The organism is Methylobacterium sp. Leaf123, from assembly GCF_001423405.1.
Lineage (GTDB): Bacteria > Pseudomonadota > Alphaproteobacteria > Rhizobiales > Beijerinckiaceae > Methylobacterium.
Genome location: NZ_LMNS01000038.1, coordinates 310,902 through 330,504, shown reverse-complemented (window position 1 = coordinate 330,504; position 19,603 = coordinate 310,902). Strand labels below are relative to the sequence as shown.

Here is a 19,603-nt window from a genome sequence, read left to right as displayed (position 1 = left end):
ATGCGTGCCCTGGCCGGCATGAGAGCCATCCTTCCGGGACTGGGCCTCTGCGTGGCGGTCACCGCCGCAGCGGTCGGCTTCGAAGCCGCCGAGGCGCACCTCTTCGGTCGTGCCTGGCTTGAAGCCCTGGTGCTCGCGATCATGCTCGGCAGCGCGATCCGCACGATTTGGACCCCGTCGCAGCGTTTCTTTCCCGGCATCGCCTTCGGGGCCAAGACTGTACTGGAGATCGCGGTCGTACTGCTCGGCGCGTCGCTCAGCCTCGCGACGATCCTCGCCGCCGGTCCGGGTCTACTTTTTGGCATCGCGGGCGTCGTCGTGATCGCGATCCTGTCGAGCTATGGCATCGGCCGAGCGCTCGGGCTGCATCCGCGCATGGCAATCCTCGTGGCCTGCGGAAACTCGATCTGCGGCAACTCGGCGATCGCCGCCACGGCCCCGGTGATCGGCGCCGACGGCGAGGACGTCGCCACCTCCATCGCCTTCACCGCGGTGCTGGGCGTGCTGGTGGTGCTCGGCCTGCCGCTGCTAGTGCCACTGCTCGGCCTGTCGCCAATGCAGTACGGCGTGCTCGCCGGCCTCACCGTCTACGCTGTTCCGCAGGTCCTCGCCGCCACCGCGCCGGTCGCGGCGCTCAGCGTCCAGGTCGGAACTTTGGTGAAGCTCGTCCGGGTGCTGATGCTCGGGCCGGTCGTCCTGGTGCTCTCGCTTGGTGCAAGCCGGCTACGCGAGGAGACCGACGAGGCCGCCCCCGGCGTCACCGCCGGCGACCGCCCTGCTCGCGCCGGTCGCGCGATCCACCGCCTGGTGCCGTGGTTCATCCTCGCCTTCCTGGCGCTCGTGGCCCTTCGCTCGGCCGGGCTGGTCCCGCAGGTCGCGCTCGCGCCGATGTCGGAGACTGCCAACATGCTGACCGTGGTCTCAATGGCGGCGCTCGGCCTCGGGGTCGATGTGCGCAGCGTCGCCAAGGCCGGAGCACGGGTGACCCTGGCGGTGGTCGCCTCACTGCTCGCACTCGGCGCCGTCAGTCTCGGCCTGATCCACGTACTAGCCCTCGTCTGATATGCGCGATGGTGCGGCCTCAGCGCTGGTTGGAGTCAGGGAAACCGATGAGGCCCCCATGGGAGCCTGATGGCACCTATCCGAGCTTCCATCTCAATGCCCAACTACGCACGGGAGATCAAAAGTCTCCGAAACATCGGATTAAGAGATCGTTCGCATCACGAAAGATCGTTGGTGTGAATAAATCTCATCCCGTAGCATCTCCTTGGTTGCAAGAAATTGCCACCGGCCAGGTGCCCTCGAACGCATCGATGCCGACATTCTTTAGAGGGGAAACCATGCACGGACTGGACAGACCGACGAACCGCCGCCTCGTGCTGGGTGGACTCGGGCTCGGAAGCCTCGGCGCGGCCATACCGGCCTGGGCGGCAGGCTCGGTGAAGCTTCCGCTGCCCGGCGGCCCGGACGAGCGGGCGCTGACCACCGCCTTTCCGAGCAAGGGCGAGATGATCCTTCAACGCACTCATCCGCCGCTGCTGGAGACGCCGTTCTCGGTGTTCGACGAGGGCGTGTTCACCCCCAACGACCGCTTCTACGTCCGTTGGCACTGGGCCTCGATCCCGACCGAAGTCGATGCCGGCACCTTCCGGCTTAAGGTCCGCGGCCACGTCGATAAGGAACTCTCGCTCTCGCTCGACGCCATCGCCGGCCTGCCGCGCTTCGAGATCGCCGCGGTGAACCAGTGCTCGGGCAATTCGCGCGGGCTGTTCGAGCCGCGGGTGCCCGGCGCGCAATGGGCCAACGGCTCGATGGGCAACGCCCGCTGGACCGGGGTGCGCCTCAAGGACGTGCTCGAAAAGGCCGGGGTGAAGGCCGGTGCCGTGCAGGTGCGCTTCAACGGCCTCGACGAGCCGGTCGTCGACGACGCGCCGGACTTCAAGAAGTCCCTCGATCTCGACCACGCCAACAATGGTGAGGTGATGATCGCCTACGCGATGAACGGCGAGCAGCTCCCGCTGCTCAACGGTTTCCCGCTCCGCCTCGTGGTGCCGGGCTGGTACTCGACCTACTGGGTCAAGATGCTGTCCGACATCGAGGTGCTGGACAAGCCCGACGACGGGTACTGGATGAAGACCGCCTACCGCATCCCGGACGTGCCGGGCGCCAACATCAAGCCCGGCCAAACCGGTTTCAAGACAGTACCGATCAACAGGATGGTGCCACGCTCCTTCGTCACCAATTTGACCGAAGGTGCAAAGTTGGCGGCTGGAACGCCGGTGGCCATCCGCGGCATCGCTTTCGGCGGCGATTGCGGGGTAAAGGCGGTCGAGTTCTCCGGAGACGGCGGAGCGACGTGGTTTCCGGCGCAACTCGGCGCCGACGAGGGCCCCTACAGCTTCCGCCGCTTCGAGGGCAGCCTGCCGGCGCTGGCCGCCGGCACCCACACGGTCAGGGTCCGCTGCACCAACACTAACGGCGTCGCGCAGCCCATGGGCCGGGTCTGGAACGGGGCCGGCTTCATGCAGAACGGCATCGAGGCCGTGTCCTTTCAGGCCGCTTGAGGAGACCAGCCATGAACCCGATTTATCCGGCGGCCCTGATCGCCGCGCTCGCCTTGTCTCCTCTGGTGGCGCTTGCCGCCCCGGCCCCCGAGCCGATGCGCTTCACCTCGCAATCCATCGCGATGCCGACCTCCGACCGGATCTTCCCGGACGGGCCGGGGGCTGAGGCGGTCAACAACAACTGCCTCGCCTGCCACTCGGCCGGGATGGTGCTGACCCAACCTAAGCTCACGAAGGCGCAGTGGACCGAGACCGTGAACAAGATGGTCCACGTCTACAAGGCGCCCGTCGATCAGGCCGACGTGCAGACCATCGTCGACTACCTCACGGCGTTGAAGCCGACGCCCTGAACCTCCGAATCCCGAGGCCGCCGCGCTTTTTTGGCCGGCCTCGGGGAATAGACCGCGCCTTCCGGCGTCTCCCCAGGGCGATGCACGGCCGGCCCGGCCTTGCACCACGGATTTCCGATTTCGAACCAGCCCTCACGGCAGGCCCCGGCCGCCGAACGAGCGCGCATGCCCGAGAGACCCGCTTCATGACCCATATCCGCACCAGCCTCCGCACCCTCCTCGCCGGAGCCGCCTTGCTCCTAGCCCAGGCCCAGCCCGGGTTCGCCGCCGGCTTCGACGGCGCGATCAAGAACAACGCGCTGGCGCTGAACGCCGCCGGGACCGTCGCCGCTGTGTCGAACAGCGAGGAGAGCGCCGTCGTCGTCTACGACGTCGCCAAGGGCACGGTGCTGCGCCGCCTCGACGGCTTCGTCACGCCGCGCAACATCGTGTTCGCGCCGGACGGCGCCCGCTTCTACGTCTCCGACAGCGGCACCGGCCGGATCACGGTCTACGAGACCGCCACCGGGAAGGAGGCCGGCGTTCTCGCCGCGGGCCCCGGCTCGTTCGGTACGGTGCTCTCGGCCGACGGGGGCAAGCTCTACGTCAATAACGAGGCCGCGAGCACGCTGACCGTGTTCGACACCAAGACCATGCTCGCCGAGGCTGTGATCCCCGGCTTCGCGCAGCCGCGCCAGGGCGTGAAGCTGTCGCCGGACGGCAAGACCGTGTTCGTGACGAACTTCCTCGGCGACAAGATCACGTTGGTCGATACCGCCACCAACAAGATTACCGGCGAGATCGCCGGGTTCGACAAGCTGCGCGCGATCTCGATCACCAAGGACGGTAAGACGCTGTTTGCCGCCAACAGCGGCCGCAACACCATCGGCGTGGTCGATGTCGCCGCCCGTAAGGTCACCTCCGAGGTGGCAGTGGGCAAGGACCCCTACGGCGCCGCGCTGACCCCGGACGGGCACTTCGTCTATTCGGGCAACCTCAAGGACAACTCGCTCTCGGTGATCGACACCGGCACCCTCAAGGTCGTCGCCACGGTGACCGGCCTGAACGAGCCGCGCCAGGCGATCGCGTTCTCGGCCGACAACGCCCACGCCTACGTCCTCAACCGCGACCTCAGCGTCGCCGTGGTGGACCGGGCGAAGAACGCGGTCATCTCGACGATGAAGCCCTGAGGCGACGCGCGCCGGGGGCCTTATCGCCCCCGGCGCGTTCTCGTCGTCGACACGTCACGAACGCAGGACAAAGACCCCATGCTCGGCCTGTTCCAGCGCAAGGACCGCCTCATCGTCCACGGCAAGGCGCCCTACAACGCCGAGCCGCCGCTCGATCGCCTACGCGCCGCCTTCCTCACCGATCAGGCCGACTTCTACGTCCGCAGCCACGGCGACATCCCGGACCTCGACGCCGACGGCTACCGCCTGACCGTCGACGGGATGGTCGCGACGCCGCTCGACCTGTCCGTCGCCGACCTCAAGGCGCGGTTCGCACCCATCACCGTCACGGCAGTAATGCAATGCGCCGGCAACCGCCGGGCGGACATGTTGGCGGTGGCCCCGGTCTCCGGCGACCCGTGGGCGGCCGGCGCCATCGGCAACGCGGAATGGACCGGCGTGCGCCTCGCCGACGTGCTGCGCGCGGCCGGCCTCGACGCGGGGGGCGCACGTCACGTCGCCTTCGAGAGCCACGACCGGATCGCCCATACGGACACGTGCTTCGGCGCCTCGATCCCGCTCGCCAAGGCTCTCGCCCCCGAGACGCTGCTCGCCTTCGCGATGAACGGCGAGCCTCTCGCCCCCGAGCACGGCCATCCGTTGCGCGTGGTGGTGCCGGGCTTTGCCGGCATCCGCAGCCCGAAATGGCTCGCCCGCATCACGGTGCAGGATCACCCCTCCAACAACCCGATGCAGGCCGACGACTACAAGCTGTTTCCTCCCGACGTGACCGCCGAGACCGCGGACCCCGTCCACGGCATCACCATCGAGGCGATGCCGCTCAACAGCGCGATCTGCGAGCCCGCCCGCGGCGCAGCGTTGAAGGCCGGCCGGCACGCGATCCGCGGCTACGCCATCGCCAGTGACCGCGCGGTCGCCCGCGTCGATGTCTCGACGGATGGCGGTCGCAGCTGGGCGCAGGCCCGGATCGACCGCGACGCCGACGCGCCCTACGCCTGGACGTTCTGGGAGATCGAGCGCGAGCTGACGACCGGCGCGCACGAACTCGCGGTGCGGGCCTGGGATTCCGCCGGCCAGACCCAGCCTGCGGCGCCGGACGACACCTGGAACTACAAGGGCTACCTCGGCGCCGCCTGGCACCGGGTGCGGGTAACGGTGGCCTGACCGTCATGCCCAGAGCAGGGCGGTAGCCGCGAGGCCCGAGATCGCGATGAGCAGGGCCGCAACCCCGACGGTGAGGATGCGCGGCATCATCGGGATCTCGGCATGGGCGAGTCGCGCCCGGATCGCCCGGTCCCGCCATGCGGCGCCGGCGAACGAGGCGAGCGCACAGGCGATCAGCGTGAGCGACAGCACCTTCAGTGGCCAGACCGCCAGCACCTCTCGCAGGAAGCGCTGCGCGGCCAGGCCGACGCCGAGGAAGGCGAGCCCGGTGCGAAGCCACGCCACGAAGGTGCGCTCGGCTGCCAGCACCGTGCGGTCCTCGGCGAGCCTGACCCGCGGGTCGTCGGGGGGAACGGGCTTCGCAGGTTCCCTCATCCGGCAGCCGCCTCCTCGATCAGGTCGAGCAGCGCGTCGGCGGCCCGGCTGCGGTAGCGCTCCTTGTGGCGCAGCACCCGGAACGGACGGCTCGGCAGGGCAAACGCCGCCCGCACCAGCGTTCCGGCCCGAAGCGCAGCTGCCACTACGGTCTCGGACAGAACTGCGGCCCCGCCCCCGGCCTCGACGGCGGCGCGGACCGCCTCGTTGGAAGGCAGTTCGAGCGTGACCCGGAGCCGAGCCACGGCCAAACCGGTCTCCGTGAGCGCTGCCTCGAAGGCTGAGCGGGTTCCCGATCCCGCCTCGCGCAGCACCCAATCGGCCCCGGCGAGGTCCTCGGGTTCGAGCGCGGTCGCCCCTGCGAAGGGATGTGTTGGGGCGACCACGAGGACGAGTTGGTCCCGCGCGATGGTGGTGCTCGCAAGCGTCGGGTCGTCCAACGCCCCCTCGACGAAGCCGAGTTCGGCCGTCCCCGCGCGCACCGCGTCGGCGGCATCGGCGGTATTGCCCACGGCCAAGCGAACGGCGATCTCGGGATAGGCCCGGCGGAAGGCGACGAGGTGGCGCGGCAGCCAGTCGCTGGCGATGGTCTGGCTGGCGTAGAGCGTCAGCGTCCCCCGTCGCAGGCCGCTGAGGTCGGCGAGCACCAGTTCGGCGGCTTCCGCCCGGGCGAGCACCGCGCGAGCCTCGATGAGGAATACGCGCCCCGCCTCGGTGAGTTCGATCCCGCGGCCGACCCGGTGAAACAGCTTCGTCGCGTGCCGCCCCTCGATATTGGCGATCGCCGTGCTGACCGCCGATTGGACGAGGTTCAGCGCCTCGGCGGCTCGGGTCACGTGCTGCCGCTCGGCCACCGCCACGAAGATGCGAAGCTGGTCGAGGGTCACGGCTGCCGCCGATCCGGCGCGAGGCCACGGACCTGCTCATCGACCGCCTGTGCGATGGTTGGCAGCCGGGCCTCGTCGGTGCGACCGGTGACGACGCAGGACATGCCGCCATCGAACCACAAGAAGGCGGCGACGTCGCCCTCGGTGGCGACGACGCGATGCGACGGGGTCATGACGGCTCCTTCAGTGACCGGAATGCTAGGAGGTAGGCTGGGGCCGAACGGCCGGCGCGCGGACCGTCCGGGCATCGCGCAGGGTCGCGCCGCCGGCGAGGCCCGTCGCCGCCTTCGGCACGGCGATGCGCTGGGATAGGTAGATCCCGTTATGGCCCGAGCAGAGGTAGGCTAGGAAGCAGGCCACCGCGAGGTAGACCCCATGGGTCGCGCCGAACAGCTCGATACCCATCAGCGTGCAGGCGAGCGGTGTGTTGGCGGCACCGGCGAACACCGCGACGAACCCCAGGGCCGCGAACAGATCCACGGGCGCGCCGAGCACCCCGGCCAGGGCGTTCCCGAGGGCGGCCCCGATGAAGAACAGCGGCGTGACCTCGCCGCCCTTGAACCCCGCGCTCAGGGTCACGACCGTGAAGAGGATCTTGAGGGCCCAGCTCCAGGGATGGACGTCCGGTCCGAAGAAACCGGTGATGGTCAGCCCGCCGGAGTTGGCGGCTGTTACGCCGAGCCCGAGGTAGTCCCTTGTGCCGAAAGCGTAGACGAGGCCGATGACGGCAAGGCCGCCGATCAACGGCCGGAGCGGTCCGTACGGGACCCAACGCTTGAGCCATCCCCCAAGGACGTGGTTGGCCTCGGCGAACACAAGCCCGACGATACCGAACGCGACCCCGGCAAGGGCTACCTTGGCCAGGAGTAACGGCTCCACGGTCAGTGTCTTGGCGCTACCGGCGAGAAAGTCGACGCGGTAGAGTCCGTGGTGGATGCCCCAGGCCTGGCAGGTCCAGTCGCCGACCACCGCCGCCAGCAGGCAGGGCACCAGCGCGGCGTACTCGATGCGCCCGACCGCCAGGACCTCCAACGCGAACACCGCCCCGGCGATGGGGGTGCCGAAGACGGCGCCGAAGCCGGCGGCGATGCCAGCCATCAGGAGGACCCGCACTCCGGTGGCATCGACGCCGAACATCCTACCGAACGCGCTGGCGAGACTGCCGCCCATCTGCACGGCGGTACCCTCGCGGCCGGCCGATCCGCCGAGCAGGTGCGTGACGATGGTGCCGAGGAAGATCAGAGGCGCCATCCGAAGAGGGACCCCGCCGTCCGGCTCGTGGATCTCCTCGACGATGAGGTTGTTGCCGCCCTCGACGCTCTTCCCGAACAGGAGGTAGAGAAGACCGACGGCGAAGCCGCCGACGGGGAGCAGGAACAGGAACCAGGGATGGTCAAAGCGCGCCTGGGTGGCCTCGTCGAGGCTCCACAGGAAGGCGGCGCAGAGCGTGCCCACGGCGACAGCCATCGGCAACAGGATGACCGACCAGCGCGCCACCGAGATGGCGTGAGACCGGCGTGTCCGCAGGAAGCCGGCTAGATCCAGGTCGTGAAACAGGTTCCGGAACGACGCGCGCATGATTCCTCCCGTTCGCAAAATTGCGAAAAGTAGGAGTCATCAGCCGCATCAGGGATCGGCGGTTCGGCTCAAGGCCCGGCAGACACCATTACCGTCGAGGGTTTATGTTGCCGTTACATGCCTGCGGTCAATCCCATGGGATCAACGAAGGCCGCTTTCGGGTCCAGCGCAACTTGCCTTGAGCGGCGAGGTTGGGTCGAGTTCAGAAGGTGTGCTTACGGCCGGCCGTGCATAGAAGCCGACGTCGCCCTCACGCCTCGGGTGAACCAGTTCTGCCTTGGAGCCTGACCACTTACGGGTGCCCGTATGGTCCGTGGCAGACGCCATACGGGCGACCATCAGGTCAGGACGTTGTGGCCGCCAGAGCGAATCTCCGGCCAATGGCAGCTATCGGGGGACGAGCGGCCATACCCGCAGCGGTAGCCGAAGGTCCGGAAGTGGCGCGAAGCCGTCGTTCAGCGGGCGGACGCTGAACAGCGGCTTTCCACCGAGGCTGTGTGAAAACGCTGCGGTTCTGATAGTCTCTTCATGACGGTGGAGGCTTGTATGATGCGGTTCGTTAGTGGCGCAGATCGTCACCAGATCTCGCTTCTGCCGCATCGCCTGGACGACTATGTGTCTGAGGACAATCCAGTTCGCATCGTCGATGTGTTCGTGGATGAACTCGATCTTGCAGCCCTTGGTTTTGCTGGCGTGACGCCGGCCGCGACGGGCCGACCCGGCTATCATCCCGCGACACTGCTGAAGCTCTATCTCTACGGCTACCTCAACCAAGTCGCCTCCAGCCGCCGCCTGGAGCGTGAGGCCGGCCGCAACGTCGAGCTGATGTGGCTGACCGGCCGCCTCGCCCCCGACTTCAAGACCATCGCCGACTTCCGACGCGACAACGGCCCAGCGATCCAGGCCGCCTGCCGCCAGTTCGTGGTCCTGTGCCGCCAACTCGGCCTCCTAGCCGGTGGTGTCGTGGCTCTCGACGGCAGCCGCTTCAAAGCGGTGAACGCGCGCGATCGCAACTTCACCCCGGCAGCGATCCAGCGCCGCATCGAGCAGGTCGAGGCCAGCATCGCGCGCTACTTGGCCGCCCTCGACACCGCCGACCGCCAGGAGGACGAGGTCGCGCACGTGCGCAAGGCGCGTATCGCCGAGCGTCTGGACGCCCTGCGGACGCAGATGCGCGAACTGCAGGCGATGGAGACGCTCGTCGAAGCTGCGCCTGATCGACAGATCTCGCTGACCGATCCGGACGCGCGGGCGATGGCCACGCGCGGCAAAGGAACGGGGATCGTCGGCTACAACGTGCAGGCGGTCGTCGACACCGAGCATCATCTGATCGTCGCCCACGCGGTCACCAACGTCGGGCACGACCGCACCCAGCTGGCGCACATGAGCCGCCAGGGCCAAGCAGCAACCGGGCATGAGGCGCTCACCGTGCTAGCGGATCGCGGCTACTTCTCGGGCGAGGAGATCCTGGCCTGTGATCAGGCCGGCATTGCGGTGACACTGCCCAAGCCGCTGACCTCGGGCGCCAAGGCGGAGGGGCGCTTCGGCAAGCAGGACTTCGTCTACGAGGCGGAGGCGGAGGCGGAGGCCTACCGGTGTCCAGCCGGCGAGCAGCTCTCCTACCGCTACACCAATGTGGAAGACGGACTAACGCTACGCCGTTACTGGACAACAGCTTGCCATGGCTGCGCAATCAAGGTGCGCTGCACGCCAGCCAAGGAGCGGCGCGTGACGCGGTGGGAGCACGAGGCGGTCCTGGAAGCCGTGCAGCGGCGGCTCGACGCGGATCCTCACGCGATGCGCACGCGCCGCCAGACGGTCGAGCACGTGTTTGGGACGCTCAAGGGCTGGATGGGCGCGACGCACTTCCGGATGCGCCGGTTGAGAAACGTAGCGACCGAGATGAGCTTGCAGGTCCTGGCCTACAATCTGAAGCGGGTGATGGCGATCCTCGGCACTGGACCGCTCCTCAGCGCCCTCCGGGCGTGACAGCACGCGACACCCCGCGCACCGTCACCGCTCCGAACCGGCACAACACTCCGCGTTCTCACACAGCCTCCACCCCAGGCGGTCTTCTGGTTGTGCGATCATGCATGTGAGAAAAACGAATGTTTAGGTGACATACAGCCGGAACTCCTTCCCGGCCCCCTCAAGCGTGGCGGTTTCTGTCACCTAAATATGTAAGCTTTTCTATTATCACGAAAACGCTGTTGTGGGACTATCGTGACATGTTGATTGGCTACGTACGCGTTTCCACCGAGGACCGGAACCTGGATCTGCAGCGCGATGCCCTGAGGGCCGCTGGCTGCATCCGGATATTCGAGGAGAAGGAGAGCGGGCGCGCCGGCACCAAGCGCCCGGCCCTCGAGGCGGCCCTCGACTTCCTGCGCGCCGAGGATCAGCTGGTGGTCTGGAGGATCGACCGTCTTGGCCGCTCCCTCCGCGAAATGCTCGACACCGCCCACATGCTGCAGGAGCGCGGGGTCAAGCTTCGGTCGCTGACCGAGCAGGTGGACACTGAGACCGCCACCGGGCGGATGATGTTCAACTTCCTCGGCACGATCGCCGAGTACTTCCTCGACCTGAACCGTGAGCGCACCCTGGCCGGGCTCAAGGCGGCGGTCGCGCGGGGCCGCAAGGGCGGTCGTCCGCGCAAGATCACCGACGCCGACCTAGAGGCGGGCCGCGCGATGCTCGCCGCCGGCACCATCTCGGTGGCCGAGATCGCCAAACGCGTCGGCGTCAGCCGCAAGACCTTCTACCTCTACTTTCCGCAGGCACGCGCACGCAGCCAGGCGCAGGGCTGAGCCGATGCCGATCCGCCCGGAAAACCGCTTCTTCTATTCCATCGACTGGGCGCAACTGTCCGACGTGATCCGGTTCGGGCGTGCCAAGGGCTGCTGCGAAGGCTGTGGCCGGCCCCATGGTCAGCTAGTGTTTCACCTGGGGGATGGTCGCTGGTGGGATGCAGTCGGGCAGACTTGGCGTAGCGGCAAGGGGCGTCCGCTCAAGCTGGCGCCGCTGGAATGCCTGCCGGCGGGCATGGTGATCGGAACCACCCGCGTCTACCCGGCCTGCGCCAACCTCGACTATGATCCGGGCGACAACGACCCCAAGAACTTGAAGGCGCTCTGCCAGCGCTGCCGCATCCTGCACGATCGTAGCGAGCATCTGCGCCAGCGCTGGTTCCGCCTACCTGCGGTACGCGGTGCAGTGCATGTGCACCTACATCCGCGCGAGCCGTGACGGCATGATGGCGATTGACGCGGCCGAGGTCTCGATGCGCGCCAACGACGGGGGTGGTCCATGTGCTAAGCCCGCGGCCGCTCCGCCGGCGATCCGAGCACGCCCGCCGACCGGTTCCGGCTCGTGCCCTTTGACCGGATCCGGCTCTCTACGGTGCCGCGGTTCCTCGTAAAGTCCTTGCTGCCAATCCTCGGGCTGGCTGAGTTCTGGGGGGCGCCGAAGTGCGGCAAGAGCTTCCTCGTCTCGACCTGCTGATGCACGTCGCACTCGGCTGGATCGACCAGGGCCGGCGAGTGCAGGCCGGGCCCGTAGTCCACTGCGCGCTCGAGGGGCTGAGCGGATTCGAGGCGCAGGCCGAGGTGTGCAAGCAGCGCCATCTCGACGGCAATACCGCCCCGGTGCCGTTCCAACTGATGCCGGCGCCGCTAAACTTCGTGGCGGACAATCCTGGCCTCATTTCCTCAATCTGCATGCAGATGCCTGATGGCGAGCGCCCAGCGGTCGTGTGCCTCGAATACACTCAGCCGGAGCTTCGTCGCTCCAAGGCCGAGGACGAGGCGATAACCGGGAATCGCTGCCGCTCAAGTTGCGGTATTGCTTCCTGCAGGGCAGCGCCATGCACGAGAGCATCACACTTCACGGATCGCTGCGGTCGAGTACCGAAGGATGGGGGGGGCGAGATCGTGACCTCGATACGCATGATCCTGCGAACGGCAATTGCTGCGCTGAAGCGGGCCTCACCGAAGGGCTACTTGCCGCCGATTGTCTCCAGAGGACGCGCCTGGAACCGACTTCCGCAGCCGGAGCAGATCAGTCAGCGCGATCAGGTCGGTCGAAATTGTCGCCAGCCTCTTCGATCATATCCGACGTGGACCCGACGGCATGCGGCATCCGCGGAAGTCCGGCCTGCCGGGGGCAACTATGTGGGAAGATACGCGGCGGCTCATTCCTTCCTGGCGAAGGACTCAAGGAACAGAAATGATCTTTGGAGCGAATCAACTCATTCGGAAACCGGTGCCGCTCAAAGCGTCACAACGCTTCCAAAGATGCCGAGGCGAAGGATCGCGGTGCTAGGCTGATACCTTCTGGCCGTCGTTTCCACATGCAGAAACGTGAGGCCTCGGTGAGGCCTCAACATATCTAGTGCGCGGCCTGGCTGCCACTAAATAGCCCTAAGGGCTTGGAATGGTTGGGAAACTGGAGCGGGCGAAGGGATTCGAACCCTCGACCCCAACCTTGGCAAGGTTGTGCTCTACCCCTGAGCTACACCCGCTCTCTTGTCCGTCCGTCCGGCGCCGTGGGCGCGTCCGTCGGTGGCGCTGGTAAACACTATCCCGGCCGGGGATGCAAGCGCCAAGGTCGATTTTTTTGCGCGGCTCACCAAAGCTCGGCCGGTGGCTGGCCGCCGCGGATCTCGTTGAGGCGGGCGCGGGTGGCGCGGGTGGTGTCGGCCGGCAGGGCGTCGAGGGGGAAAAAGCCGGCCTCGGCGATCTCGCGGTCGGGCCGTTTCGGGCCCGTCACCGTGAAAGCCGGGACGATGTAGACGGCGATGTGGTCGCGGCGCTGTGCGCCGGGGTTCAGGAAGAAGCCGTGCAGCCGCATGCTGCCGTCGGGCGTCACCACGATCTCGGCCTCCTCGCGGAACTCGCGGGCCATCGCAGCGGGGCCGCTCTCGCCCGGATCGATCCCGCCCCCCGGCAGGTGCCAGCCGCCGACATAGGTATGGCGCACGAGGCAGACCCGCCCCTGCCCGTCGATGGCGACGCCGCGCACGCCCAGCGTCATGCCGCGGGTCATAAGCGCGACCCGCAGGGACAAGCGGTGAAGCCAGGGGCGGTCGAGATTGAGGATCATGCCGGCTCTTCTAGACGGCGGCATCGTGCTCGTCGCGCCCCGGCGCGCTCACACGACCTTGAGCGCGATCGCTCCCACGCCCTCGATCCGCGCGCGCATGGTCTGGCCGCGTTGCACCGCCCCGACGCCCGCGGGCGTGCCGGTGAGGATCAGGTCGCCGGGATGCAGCTCGAAATAGGTGGAGAGCAGCGCGACCTGCTCCGGCACCGACCAGATCATCTCGGAGAGGTCGCCCCGCTGGCGCTCGGCGCCATCCACGTCCAGGGTGATCGCGCCCGAGCGCGGATGACCGATGACGCCCGCCGGCCGCAGGGCGCCGATGGGGGCGGAGAAATCCGCCGCCTTGCCGAGCTCCCATGGTCGCGCCTGCCGCTTGGCCTCGTCCTGAAGGTCGCGGCGGGTCATGTCGAGGCCGACGGCGTAGCCGTAGACATGGGTGCCGGCGGTCTCCACCGGGATGTCGCGCCCGCCCCGGCCGAGGGCCGCCACCAGCTCCACCTCGAAATGGTAGTTTTCGGTGCGCGGCGGATAGGGATGCTCGATCGTCGCGCCCTCCGGCACGATCTGGAGCGTGTCGGCGGGCTTGAGGAAGAAGAAGGGCGGGTCGCGCTCGTCGGCGCCCATCTCGCGGGCATGGGCCCGGTAGTTGCGGCCCACGCAATAGACCCGGCGCACCGGAAACAGGTCGGAACTGCCATGGATCGGCAGCGCCGTGCGCGGCGGGTTCGGGATCACGGACAGCATGGCGCCTCAAGCCTCGTCTTCGGTGGGACGGAAAACACGGTCGGATCGGGCGGCGATCCGCTGCGGAAGGAAAACCCGCCAGCGCCCGGTGCGTGCCATTTTCCCGCATGCCTTTCCCCGCATCCGCGCCCCTCGGTGCAAATGCCGTTCCCCCGGCCTATTTGAGCCGGACGCCGCCGTCGTGCGTCCCGCCTCAGCCCTCCCTCGATGACCGCTCCCCTCTCCCACGATCGCCTTCTCGCCACGCTCTCCGAGCGGCTCGGCCTTCGGCACGTGCGCACCGATCCGGCCGATCTCGCGCCGCATCTCGTCGAGTCGCGCGGGCTCTATCGCGGCCATGCGCTCGCCGTCGTGGCGCCGGGCACGACCGAGGAGGTCGCCTTTACGGTGCGCGCCTGCGCCGAGGCGCGGGTGCCGGTGGTGGCGCAGGGCGGCAATACCGGGCTTGTCGGCGGCGGCGTGCCCTTCGGCGGGATCGTGCTGTCCCTCAATCGCCTCGACCGGCTGCGGGCGATCGATCCCCTTGGTGCCAGCATGACGGTGGAGGCCGGCATGATCCTCGCCGACGTGCAGGCCGCCGCCGACGCGGCGGGGATGCTGTTCCCGCTCTCCTGGGCGGCGGAGGGCACGGCGCGGATCGGCGGCGGCCTCGCCACCAATGCCGGGGGTCTGGCGGTACTGGCCTACGGCAATGCCCGCGACCTCGTGCTCGGGCTCGAAGTGGTGCTCGCCGATGGACGGATCTGGAACGGGCTCAAGGCGCTGCGCAAGAACAACGCCGGCTACGACCTCAAGCACCTCTTCGTCGGCTCGGAGGGCACGCTCGGCATCATCACCGCGGCGACCCTGAAGCTGTACCCCAAGCCCCTCTCGACCTGCGTCGGCTTCGTTGGCCTCGCCTCGGCGCAGGCGGCGCTCGCCCTCTTCGCGCGGCTCCGGGCCGGTGCCGACCGGGGGCTGACGGCCTTCGAGTACATCCCCCGCTTCGGCCTGGAGATGGTGCTGCGACACGGGATTGATGTGCGCCCGCCGCTCTCCGGCTCCCATGCTGCCTACGCCCTGGTGGAGCTGTCCTCACCCCGGCCCGGCTCCGACACCCGCGCCAAGATGGAAGCCTTGCTCGCCGAGGCGATGGAGGCGGGATTGGTGGAGGATGCGGTAATCGGCGGCAGCGCGGCCCAGGACGCCGCCCTGTGGCGCCTGCGCGAGGTGCTGCCCGAGGTGCAGAAAGCGGAGGGCGGCTCGATCAAGCACGACGTCTCGCTGCCGCTCTCGCGCCTCGCCGACTTTCTGGACGAGGCAAGTGCCGCCTGCGAGGCGGCGATGCCGGGCCTGCGCCCCTGCCCGTTCGGGCATTTCGGCGACGGCAACATCCACTTCAACCTGACCCAGCCGGTCGGCATGGAGAAGGCGGAGTTCCTGAGCCAGTGGGGCCGCTTCAACGCCATCGTCCACGGCATCGTCGAGCGCATGGACGGATCGATCGCCGCCGAGCACGGCATCGGCCTGATCAAGCGTGACGAACTCGCCCGCACCGCCGACCCCGTCGGCCTCGATCTGATGCGGCGGTTGAAGGCTGCCCTCGACCCGCAGGACGGGCTCAATCCGGGCAAGGTGGTGGCGCTCTCGGACGATCCGCCGCCGGCCCTCCCAGTCTGAAAGCGGGTGTGACGGGGCGCACGCGGGAACGCGCGGTGGCGTCGGCGGGTTGTTGTGCAACGCACAAGATGGCTGCATGATCCGGGTCACAGGGCCGGGAATCAGCCTTGCGCGCAACCGGAATGATGCCCGGATGATGAGATCGTTAACCCTTGCGCCCCGACAATCGCCCTCTACCGGAACCGGTGGCGACGCGATCCGCCTCGGTTTCGTCGCATGACGATTTTAGGCCCTCGTCCCACATACCGCAGTGCGGTGCACTTTTCCCCGAAGGTGACGCGCTGCAGCGGCGGGCGATGGGACGCGTCATCCGGCTCGCATCCTGCGGGCCGCGTCCCGAGCCGTCCCGTCCGCACCGACTTTGAAGGAGACCATTGATGCCCATCTCACAGGCCCGGGTGCCGACCGCGGAAGCCAGCCGCTACCTCAAGCAGCTCTGCCGCCATTGGAGCCACAAGTTCCCGGTCGAGGAGAGCGGCGACAAGGGCCGGGTTCCGTTCGGCGAGGACCGGATCTGCACCTTCGAGGCGAGCCCCGACGCCCTGGTGATGCAGGTGGCCACCCCCGACCCCGCCGGCCTGACACGGCTGGAGAATGTGGTCTCCGACCACCTCCTGCGCTTTGCCTTCCGCGAAAATCTGGGTGACATCACGTGGTCGCGCGCGGCCTGAGCCGCGGATCGGTCTGACGGGATCGGTTCCGGGCCGGGAAGACGGCGCGCGGCGAGACAGCCTGGAGAACCCATTCCATGAGCCAGACGCCGGGCACGGCCGCCCTCCCCTTCACCGAGCGCCTCGACCGGCTGGCGGAAGTCGCCGTGCGGGTCGGCCTCGGGCTGCAAGCGGGCCAGGAACTGGTGATGACGGCGCCGCTCGAAGCGGTGCCGCTGGCCCGCGCCATCACCGAGCAGGCCTACAAGGCCGGCGCCGCGCTGGTCACCACCTTCTACGCGGACGACGCCGCGACGCTGGCGCGCTTCGCCCACGCGCCGGATGAGGCGTTCGACCGCGCCGCCGGCTGGCTCTATGCCGGCATGGCGGATGCCTACCGGAACGGCGCGGCCCGGCTCGCGATCTCGGGCGACGACCCGTCCCTGCTGGCGGGTCAGGACCCGTCCAAGGTCGCCCGCGCCAACCGTTCGCGCTCGCAGGCCTACGTGCCGGCGCTGGAACTGATCGCCGGCTTCTCCACCAACTGGACCATCGTCTCGGCCGCGACCAAGCCCTGGGCGCGCACGGTCTTCCCCGACCTGCCCGAGGACGAGGCGGTCGCGCGCCTGTGGGATGCGGTGTTTTCCGCCTCGCGCATCGACGGACCCGATCCCGTCGCGGCCTGGGGCGCGCATAACCGCGATCTCGCCCGCCGCACCGAGCGGCTCAACGGTGACCGCTTCTCCGCCCTGCGCTTCCGCGGCCCCGGCACCGACCTCACCGTGGGGCTCGCCGACGATCACGAATGGTGCGGCGGCGCGACGACGGCCAAGAACGGCATCGTCTGCAACGCCAACATCCCGACCGAGGAGGTGTTCACCACGCCCCACCGGGCGCGGGTGGACGGGTACGTCGCCAGCACCAAGCCACTCTCCTACCAGGGCACCCTGATCGACGACATCCGCGTGCGCTTCTCCGAGGGGCGCATCGTCGAGGCGAACGCGCGCACCGGCAGCGACGTGCTCGCCAAGGTGCTCGACACCGACGAGGGCGCCGCTCGCCTCGGCGAGGTGGCTCTGGTGCCCGCCTCCTCGGCGATCTCGGCCTCGGGCCTGTTGTTCTACAACACGCTCTACGACGAGAACGCCGCGAGCCACATCGCGCTGGGGCAGGCCTATTCGAAATGCTTCCGCAACGGTGGCGAGGGCTTGAGCGAGGCGGATCTCGCCGAGCGCGGCGCCAATCGCAGCCTGATCCATATCGACTGGATGATCGGCTCGGCCGAGATCGACGTGGACGGGATCACCGCCGCGGGCGAGGCGGTGCCGGTGATGCGCCGCGGCGAGTGGGCCGACTGAGGTTTGCCAAGGCGTCGTCCGCCCGGATCAAGCGCGCGGCGCTTCTCCGGCGGGCGGCGTGGGCAGGGTGCCCTTCGGGAGCATGTTGGGCCGCCAGCGGCGGTGCATCCACAGCCATTGGCCGGGATGCTCGCGCACCCATCCCTCGATGACGCTCGTCATCGCCTGCATCGCGCCCTGAACCTCGATCTGCCCGTCGGGGCCGCGGGGCAGGTCGAGCGGCGGCGTCAGTTCGAGCAGGAAGCGCCCACCCGCCTTGCGCACCACGCGTGCGCCGTGGACCGGGCAATCGTGGTGCCGGGCGAGCTTGCCGAGCAGCGGGTTGACCAGCACCGGCCGGCCGAAGAACGTCACCACCACACCGCGGGTGAAATGCTGGTCGATGAGCTGGCCGAGATGGCCGCCCCGCTCCACCACGCCCTGCATCGCGAAGACGGCGCCGGGGCCGGAGGCGGCAAGCCCCCCCATGGTCTTACGGCGGACTTCCTGCACGAGCTGTGCGGCGGCCGGATTGTTCGGCGGCCGGAACACGGCGGTGGTCTCGAGCCCGAACTTCTCCGCGCAGATCGCGGGCAATTCCCAGTTGGCGAGATGGGCCGAGAAGATCAGCCCCGGCTGACCATCGTCGCGGATCGCGAAGAACTGCTCGAGCCCGCGCACGTCCATGCGCTGGGTCGCGAGGTTCTCCGGGTCGTGATCGAAGATGGTGTCGAGATGGGCGTATTCGGCGCCCGTGCGCCCGAGATTGTCCCACGCCTCCAGCGCGATCGCCCGCAGCCGCCGCTCGTCCTCCTTCGGATAGGCCGCGCGGAGGTTGTCCATCGCCGTGCGGTGCGAGGGCAGGAACGGGCCGATGAGGCGAACGAGCCGGCCGCCGGCCGCACTCGCCCGGTCGGTGCCGAGCATCCGCGCGAGCAGAAACACCGCTCGGATCAGCGGGATGGTGGCGAAACCGGCCAGCCGGGGCAGGTTCCGCCGCATGATCAGCGCAAGGCGCAGCACAGCCGGTTCATCGAGAGAGCCATCGGGGGATGTTCGGAGGGCGGCATAAAGTATTTTGTCCGGGCAAGCGAGCATGCCTGCCGCGAAACGGCGAAGGCCGCCGGCCCGTCGAGCGGACCGGCGGCCTCCGAAAGGCTTGGCGAAAAGGAGTCGATCAGACGAAGTGCTGGCCGCCGTTGATCGTCAGCGTCGAGCCGTTGACGAAGCCGGCCTCGTCGCTGGCGAGGTACTCGACCGCATGGGCGATCTCGTCGGCTTCGCCGAGGCGGCCGGTCGGGATCGTCGAGATGATCTTGTTACGGATGTCTTCCGGCACCGCCATCACCATCTCGGTGGCGATGTAGCCGGGGGCCACGACGTTCACGGTGACGCCCTTCGAGGCGCTCTCCTGCGCCAGCGCTTTGGCGAAGCCGATCACGCCGGCCTTGGCCGCCGAGTAGTTGGTCTGGCCGGCCTGGCCCTTCTGGCCGTTGATCGACGAGATGATGATGATGCGGCCGAAGTTGCGCGAGCGCATTCCCTCGATCAGCGGACGGGTGCAGGTGAACATCGAGTCGAGGTTGGTGCGGATCACCGCCTGCCACTTCTCGAAGGTCATCTTGTGGAAGGCGCCGTCGCGGGTGATGCCGGCGTTGTTCACCAGGACGTCGATCGGGCCGAGTTCGGCTTCGATCGCCTTGATGCCGGCCTCGCAGCTCGCGAGATCGCCGACGTCGAACTTGAACACCGGGATGCCGGTCTCGGCCTTGAAGGCGTTGGCCGCCTCGTCGTTGCCGCCGTAATTGGCGGCGACCTTGTAGCCCTTATCCTTCAGGCGCTTCGAGATCGCGGCGCCGATGCCGCGCGTTCCGCCCGTGACGAGGGCGACGCGTTCCTGAGCCATAGTTTCCTCCGTGATCCCGTATCGGGTTGTTGTTAAGCCGGTTCGCGAAACACCTGCTAGGCGTGCGGCGGACATGGCAAGGATCCTGTCACCGCCTTCGCAGGAGCGGGGCGCCGCGCG

The 19,603-nt window shown here is 68.4% G+C and carries 19 protein-coding genes, 1 tRNA gene and 1 riboswitch; of the genes, 11 read left to right on the top strand and 9 right to left on the bottom strand.

Annotation, left to right across the window (positions count from 1 at the left end):
* The 5 genes from ASF53_RS21145 to ASF53_RS21125 all read left to right on the top strand — a co-directional run bounded on the left by ASF53_RS21145 (position 1) and on the right by ASF53_RS21125 (position 5,247).
* The gene (locus tag ASF53_RS21145; protein ID WP_056203354.1) at positions 1-1,062 is read left to right on the top strand and encodes a YeiH family protein; all 1,062 of its coding nucleotides are present in this window, start codon (positions 1-3) and stop codon (positions 1,060-1,062) included.
* A 278-nt stretch (positions 1,063-1,340) separates the two neighbouring features.
* Positions 1,341-2,564: a molybdopterin-dependent oxidoreductase gene (locus tag ASF53_RS21140; RefSeq protein WP_056203351.1), complete on the top strand. Its 1,224-nt coding sequence runs from the start codon at positions 1,341-1,343 to the stop codon at positions 2,562-2,564.
* Positions 2,565-2,575: 11 nt separating this feature from the next.
* On the top strand, positions 2,576-2,914 hold the full coding sequence (locus ASF53_RS21135) for a c-type cytochrome (protein ID WP_056203347.1): 339 nt from the start codon (positions 2,576-2,578) through the stop codon (positions 2,912-2,914).
* A 185-nt stretch (positions 2,915-3,099) separates the two neighbouring features.
* A complete protein-coding gene (locus tag ASF53_RS21130; protein WP_056203345.1) occupies positions 3,100-4,083 on the top strand; it encodes a beta-propeller fold lactonase family protein in 984 nt (327 codons plus the stop codon).
* Between the two features lie 78 nt (positions 4,084-4,161).
* Positions 4,162-5,247, top strand: a complete 1,086-nt coding sequence (locus ASF53_RS21125; RefSeq protein ID WP_056203341.1) for a sulfite oxidase — start codon at positions 4,162-4,164, stop codon at positions 5,245-5,247.
* A gap of 3 nt (positions 5,248-5,250) precedes the next feature.
* Here ASF53_RS21125 and ASF53_RS21120 read toward each other — a convergent pair whose 3' ends face one another.
* The 4 genes from ASF53_RS21120 to ASF53_RS21110 are packed head-to-tail and all read right to left on the bottom strand — an operon-like array spanning position 5,251 to position 8,087.
* Positions 5,251-5,622 (bottom strand): YidH family protein, encoded by a 372-nt coding sequence (locus tag ASF53_RS21120; RefSeq protein ID WP_056203338.1) that lies wholly within the window; start codon positions 5,620-5,622, stop codon positions 5,251-5,253.
* Positions 5,619-6,509: a LysR family transcriptional regulator gene (locus tag ASF53_RS21115; RefSeq protein ID WP_056203335.1), complete on the bottom strand. Its 891-nt coding sequence runs from the start codon at positions 6,507-6,509 to the stop codon at positions 5,619-5,621. The genes ASF53_RS21120 and ASF53_RS21115 overlap by 4 nt, the downstream gene beginning before the upstream one ends.
* Positions 6,506-6,682, bottom strand: coding sequence for a hypothetical protein (locus ASF53_RS25320; protein WP_286134593.1), 177 nt, complete (start codon positions 6,680-6,682; stop codon positions 6,506-6,508). The genes ASF53_RS21115 and ASF53_RS25320 overlap by 4 nt, the downstream gene beginning before the upstream one ends.
* A 25-nt stretch (positions 6,683-6,707) precedes the next feature.
* Entirely contained in the window at positions 6,708-8,087 is a 1,380-nt protein-coding gene (locus tag ASF53_RS21110) for a voltage-gated chloride channel family protein (RefSeq protein WP_056203332.1), read from the bottom strand.
* A gap of 23 nt (positions 8,088-8,110) precedes the next feature.
* Positions 8,111-8,189: riboswitch (Fluoride riboswitch) on the bottom strand.
* A gap of 444 nt (positions 8,190-8,633) precedes the next feature.
* On the opposite strand from ASF53_RS21110, the gene ASF53_RS21105 reads away from it, so the two are divergent.
* From ASF53_RS21105 to ASF53_RS21095, 3 genes are all read left to right on the top strand, one after another.
* On the top strand, positions 8,634-10,076 hold the full coding sequence (locus tag ASF53_RS21105; RefSeq protein WP_056203328.1) for an IS1182 family transposase: 1,443 nt from the start codon (positions 8,634-8,636) through the stop codon (positions 10,074-10,076).
* Positions 10,077-10,315: 239 nt separating this feature from the next.
* Positions 10,316-10,894: a recombinase family protein gene (locus tag ASF53_RS21100; protein WP_056203325.1), complete on the top strand. Its 579-nt coding sequence runs from the start codon at positions 10,316-10,318 to the stop codon at positions 10,892-10,894.
* A gap of 4 nt (positions 10,895-10,898) precedes the next feature.
* Complete coding sequence (locus ASF53_RS21095; RefSeq protein ID WP_056203322.1) at positions 10,899-11,333, top strand: hypothetical protein; 435 nt, start codon at positions 10,899-10,901, stop codon at positions 11,331-11,333.
* A gap of 1,198 nt (positions 11,334-12,531) precedes the next feature.
* On the opposite strand, the gene ASF53_RS21085 is transcribed toward ASF53_RS21095, so the two are convergent.
* From ASF53_RS21085 to ASF53_RS21075, 3 genes are all read right to left on the bottom strand, one after another.
* Positions 12,532-12,606, bottom strand: a tRNA-Gly gene (locus tag ASF53_RS21085).
* Between the two features lie 104 nt (positions 12,607-12,710).
* Entirely contained in the window at positions 12,711-13,187 is a 477-nt protein-coding gene (locus ASF53_RS21080; RefSeq protein ID WP_056203315.1) for an NUDIX domain-containing protein, read from the bottom strand.
* A 48-nt stretch (positions 13,188-13,235) separates the two neighbouring features.
* Positions 13,236-13,931 carry a fumarylacetoacetate hydrolase family protein gene (locus tag ASF53_RS21075; protein ID WP_056203313.1) on the bottom strand — a complete coding sequence of 232 codons (696 nt, stop codon included), beginning with the start codon at positions 13,929-13,931 and terminating at the stop codon, positions 13,236-13,238.
* A 207-nt stretch (positions 13,932-14,138) separates the two neighbouring features.
* Here ASF53_RS21075 and ASF53_RS21070 point away from each other — a divergent pair, with 207 nt between their 5' ends.
* The 3 genes from ASF53_RS21070 to ASF53_RS21060 all read left to right on the top strand — a co-directional run bounded on the left by ASF53_RS21070 (position 14,139) and on the right by ASF53_RS21060 (position 17,598).
* Positions 14,139-15,590 carry an FAD-binding oxidoreductase gene (locus ASF53_RS21070; RefSeq protein ID WP_056203311.1) on the top strand — a complete coding sequence of 484 codons (1,452 nt, stop codon included), beginning with the start codon at positions 14,139-14,141 and terminating at the stop codon, positions 15,588-15,590.
* Positions 15,591-15,967: 377 nt separating this feature from the next.
* Positions 15,968-16,261, top strand: coding sequence for a DUF2218 domain-containing protein (locus ASF53_RS21065; RefSeq protein WP_056203309.1), 294 nt, complete (start codon positions 15,968-15,970; stop codon positions 16,259-16,261).
* 77 nt (positions 16,262-16,338) lie between these two features.
* Complete coding sequence (locus ASF53_RS21060; protein WP_056203305.1) at positions 16,339-17,598, top strand: aminopeptidase; 1,260 nt, start codon at positions 16,339-16,341, stop codon at positions 17,596-17,598.
* 27 nt (positions 17,599-17,625) lie between these two features.
* Here the strand turns inward: ASF53_RS21060 and ASF53_RS21055 are convergent, their stop codons facing one another.
* On the bottom strand, positions 17,626-18,600 hold the full coding sequence (locus ASF53_RS21055) for a lipid A biosynthesis lauroyl acyltransferase (protein ID WP_056203302.1): 975 nt from the start codon (positions 18,598-18,600) through the stop codon (positions 17,626-17,628).
* Positions 18,601-18,754: 154 nt separating this feature from the next.
* A complete protein-coding gene (gene phbB / locus ASF53_RS21050) occupies positions 18,755-19,483 on the bottom strand; it encodes an acetoacetyl-CoA reductase (protein WP_012254708.1) in 729 nt (242 codons plus the stop codon).
* Positions 19,484-19,603 lie beyond the last annotated feature (120 nt).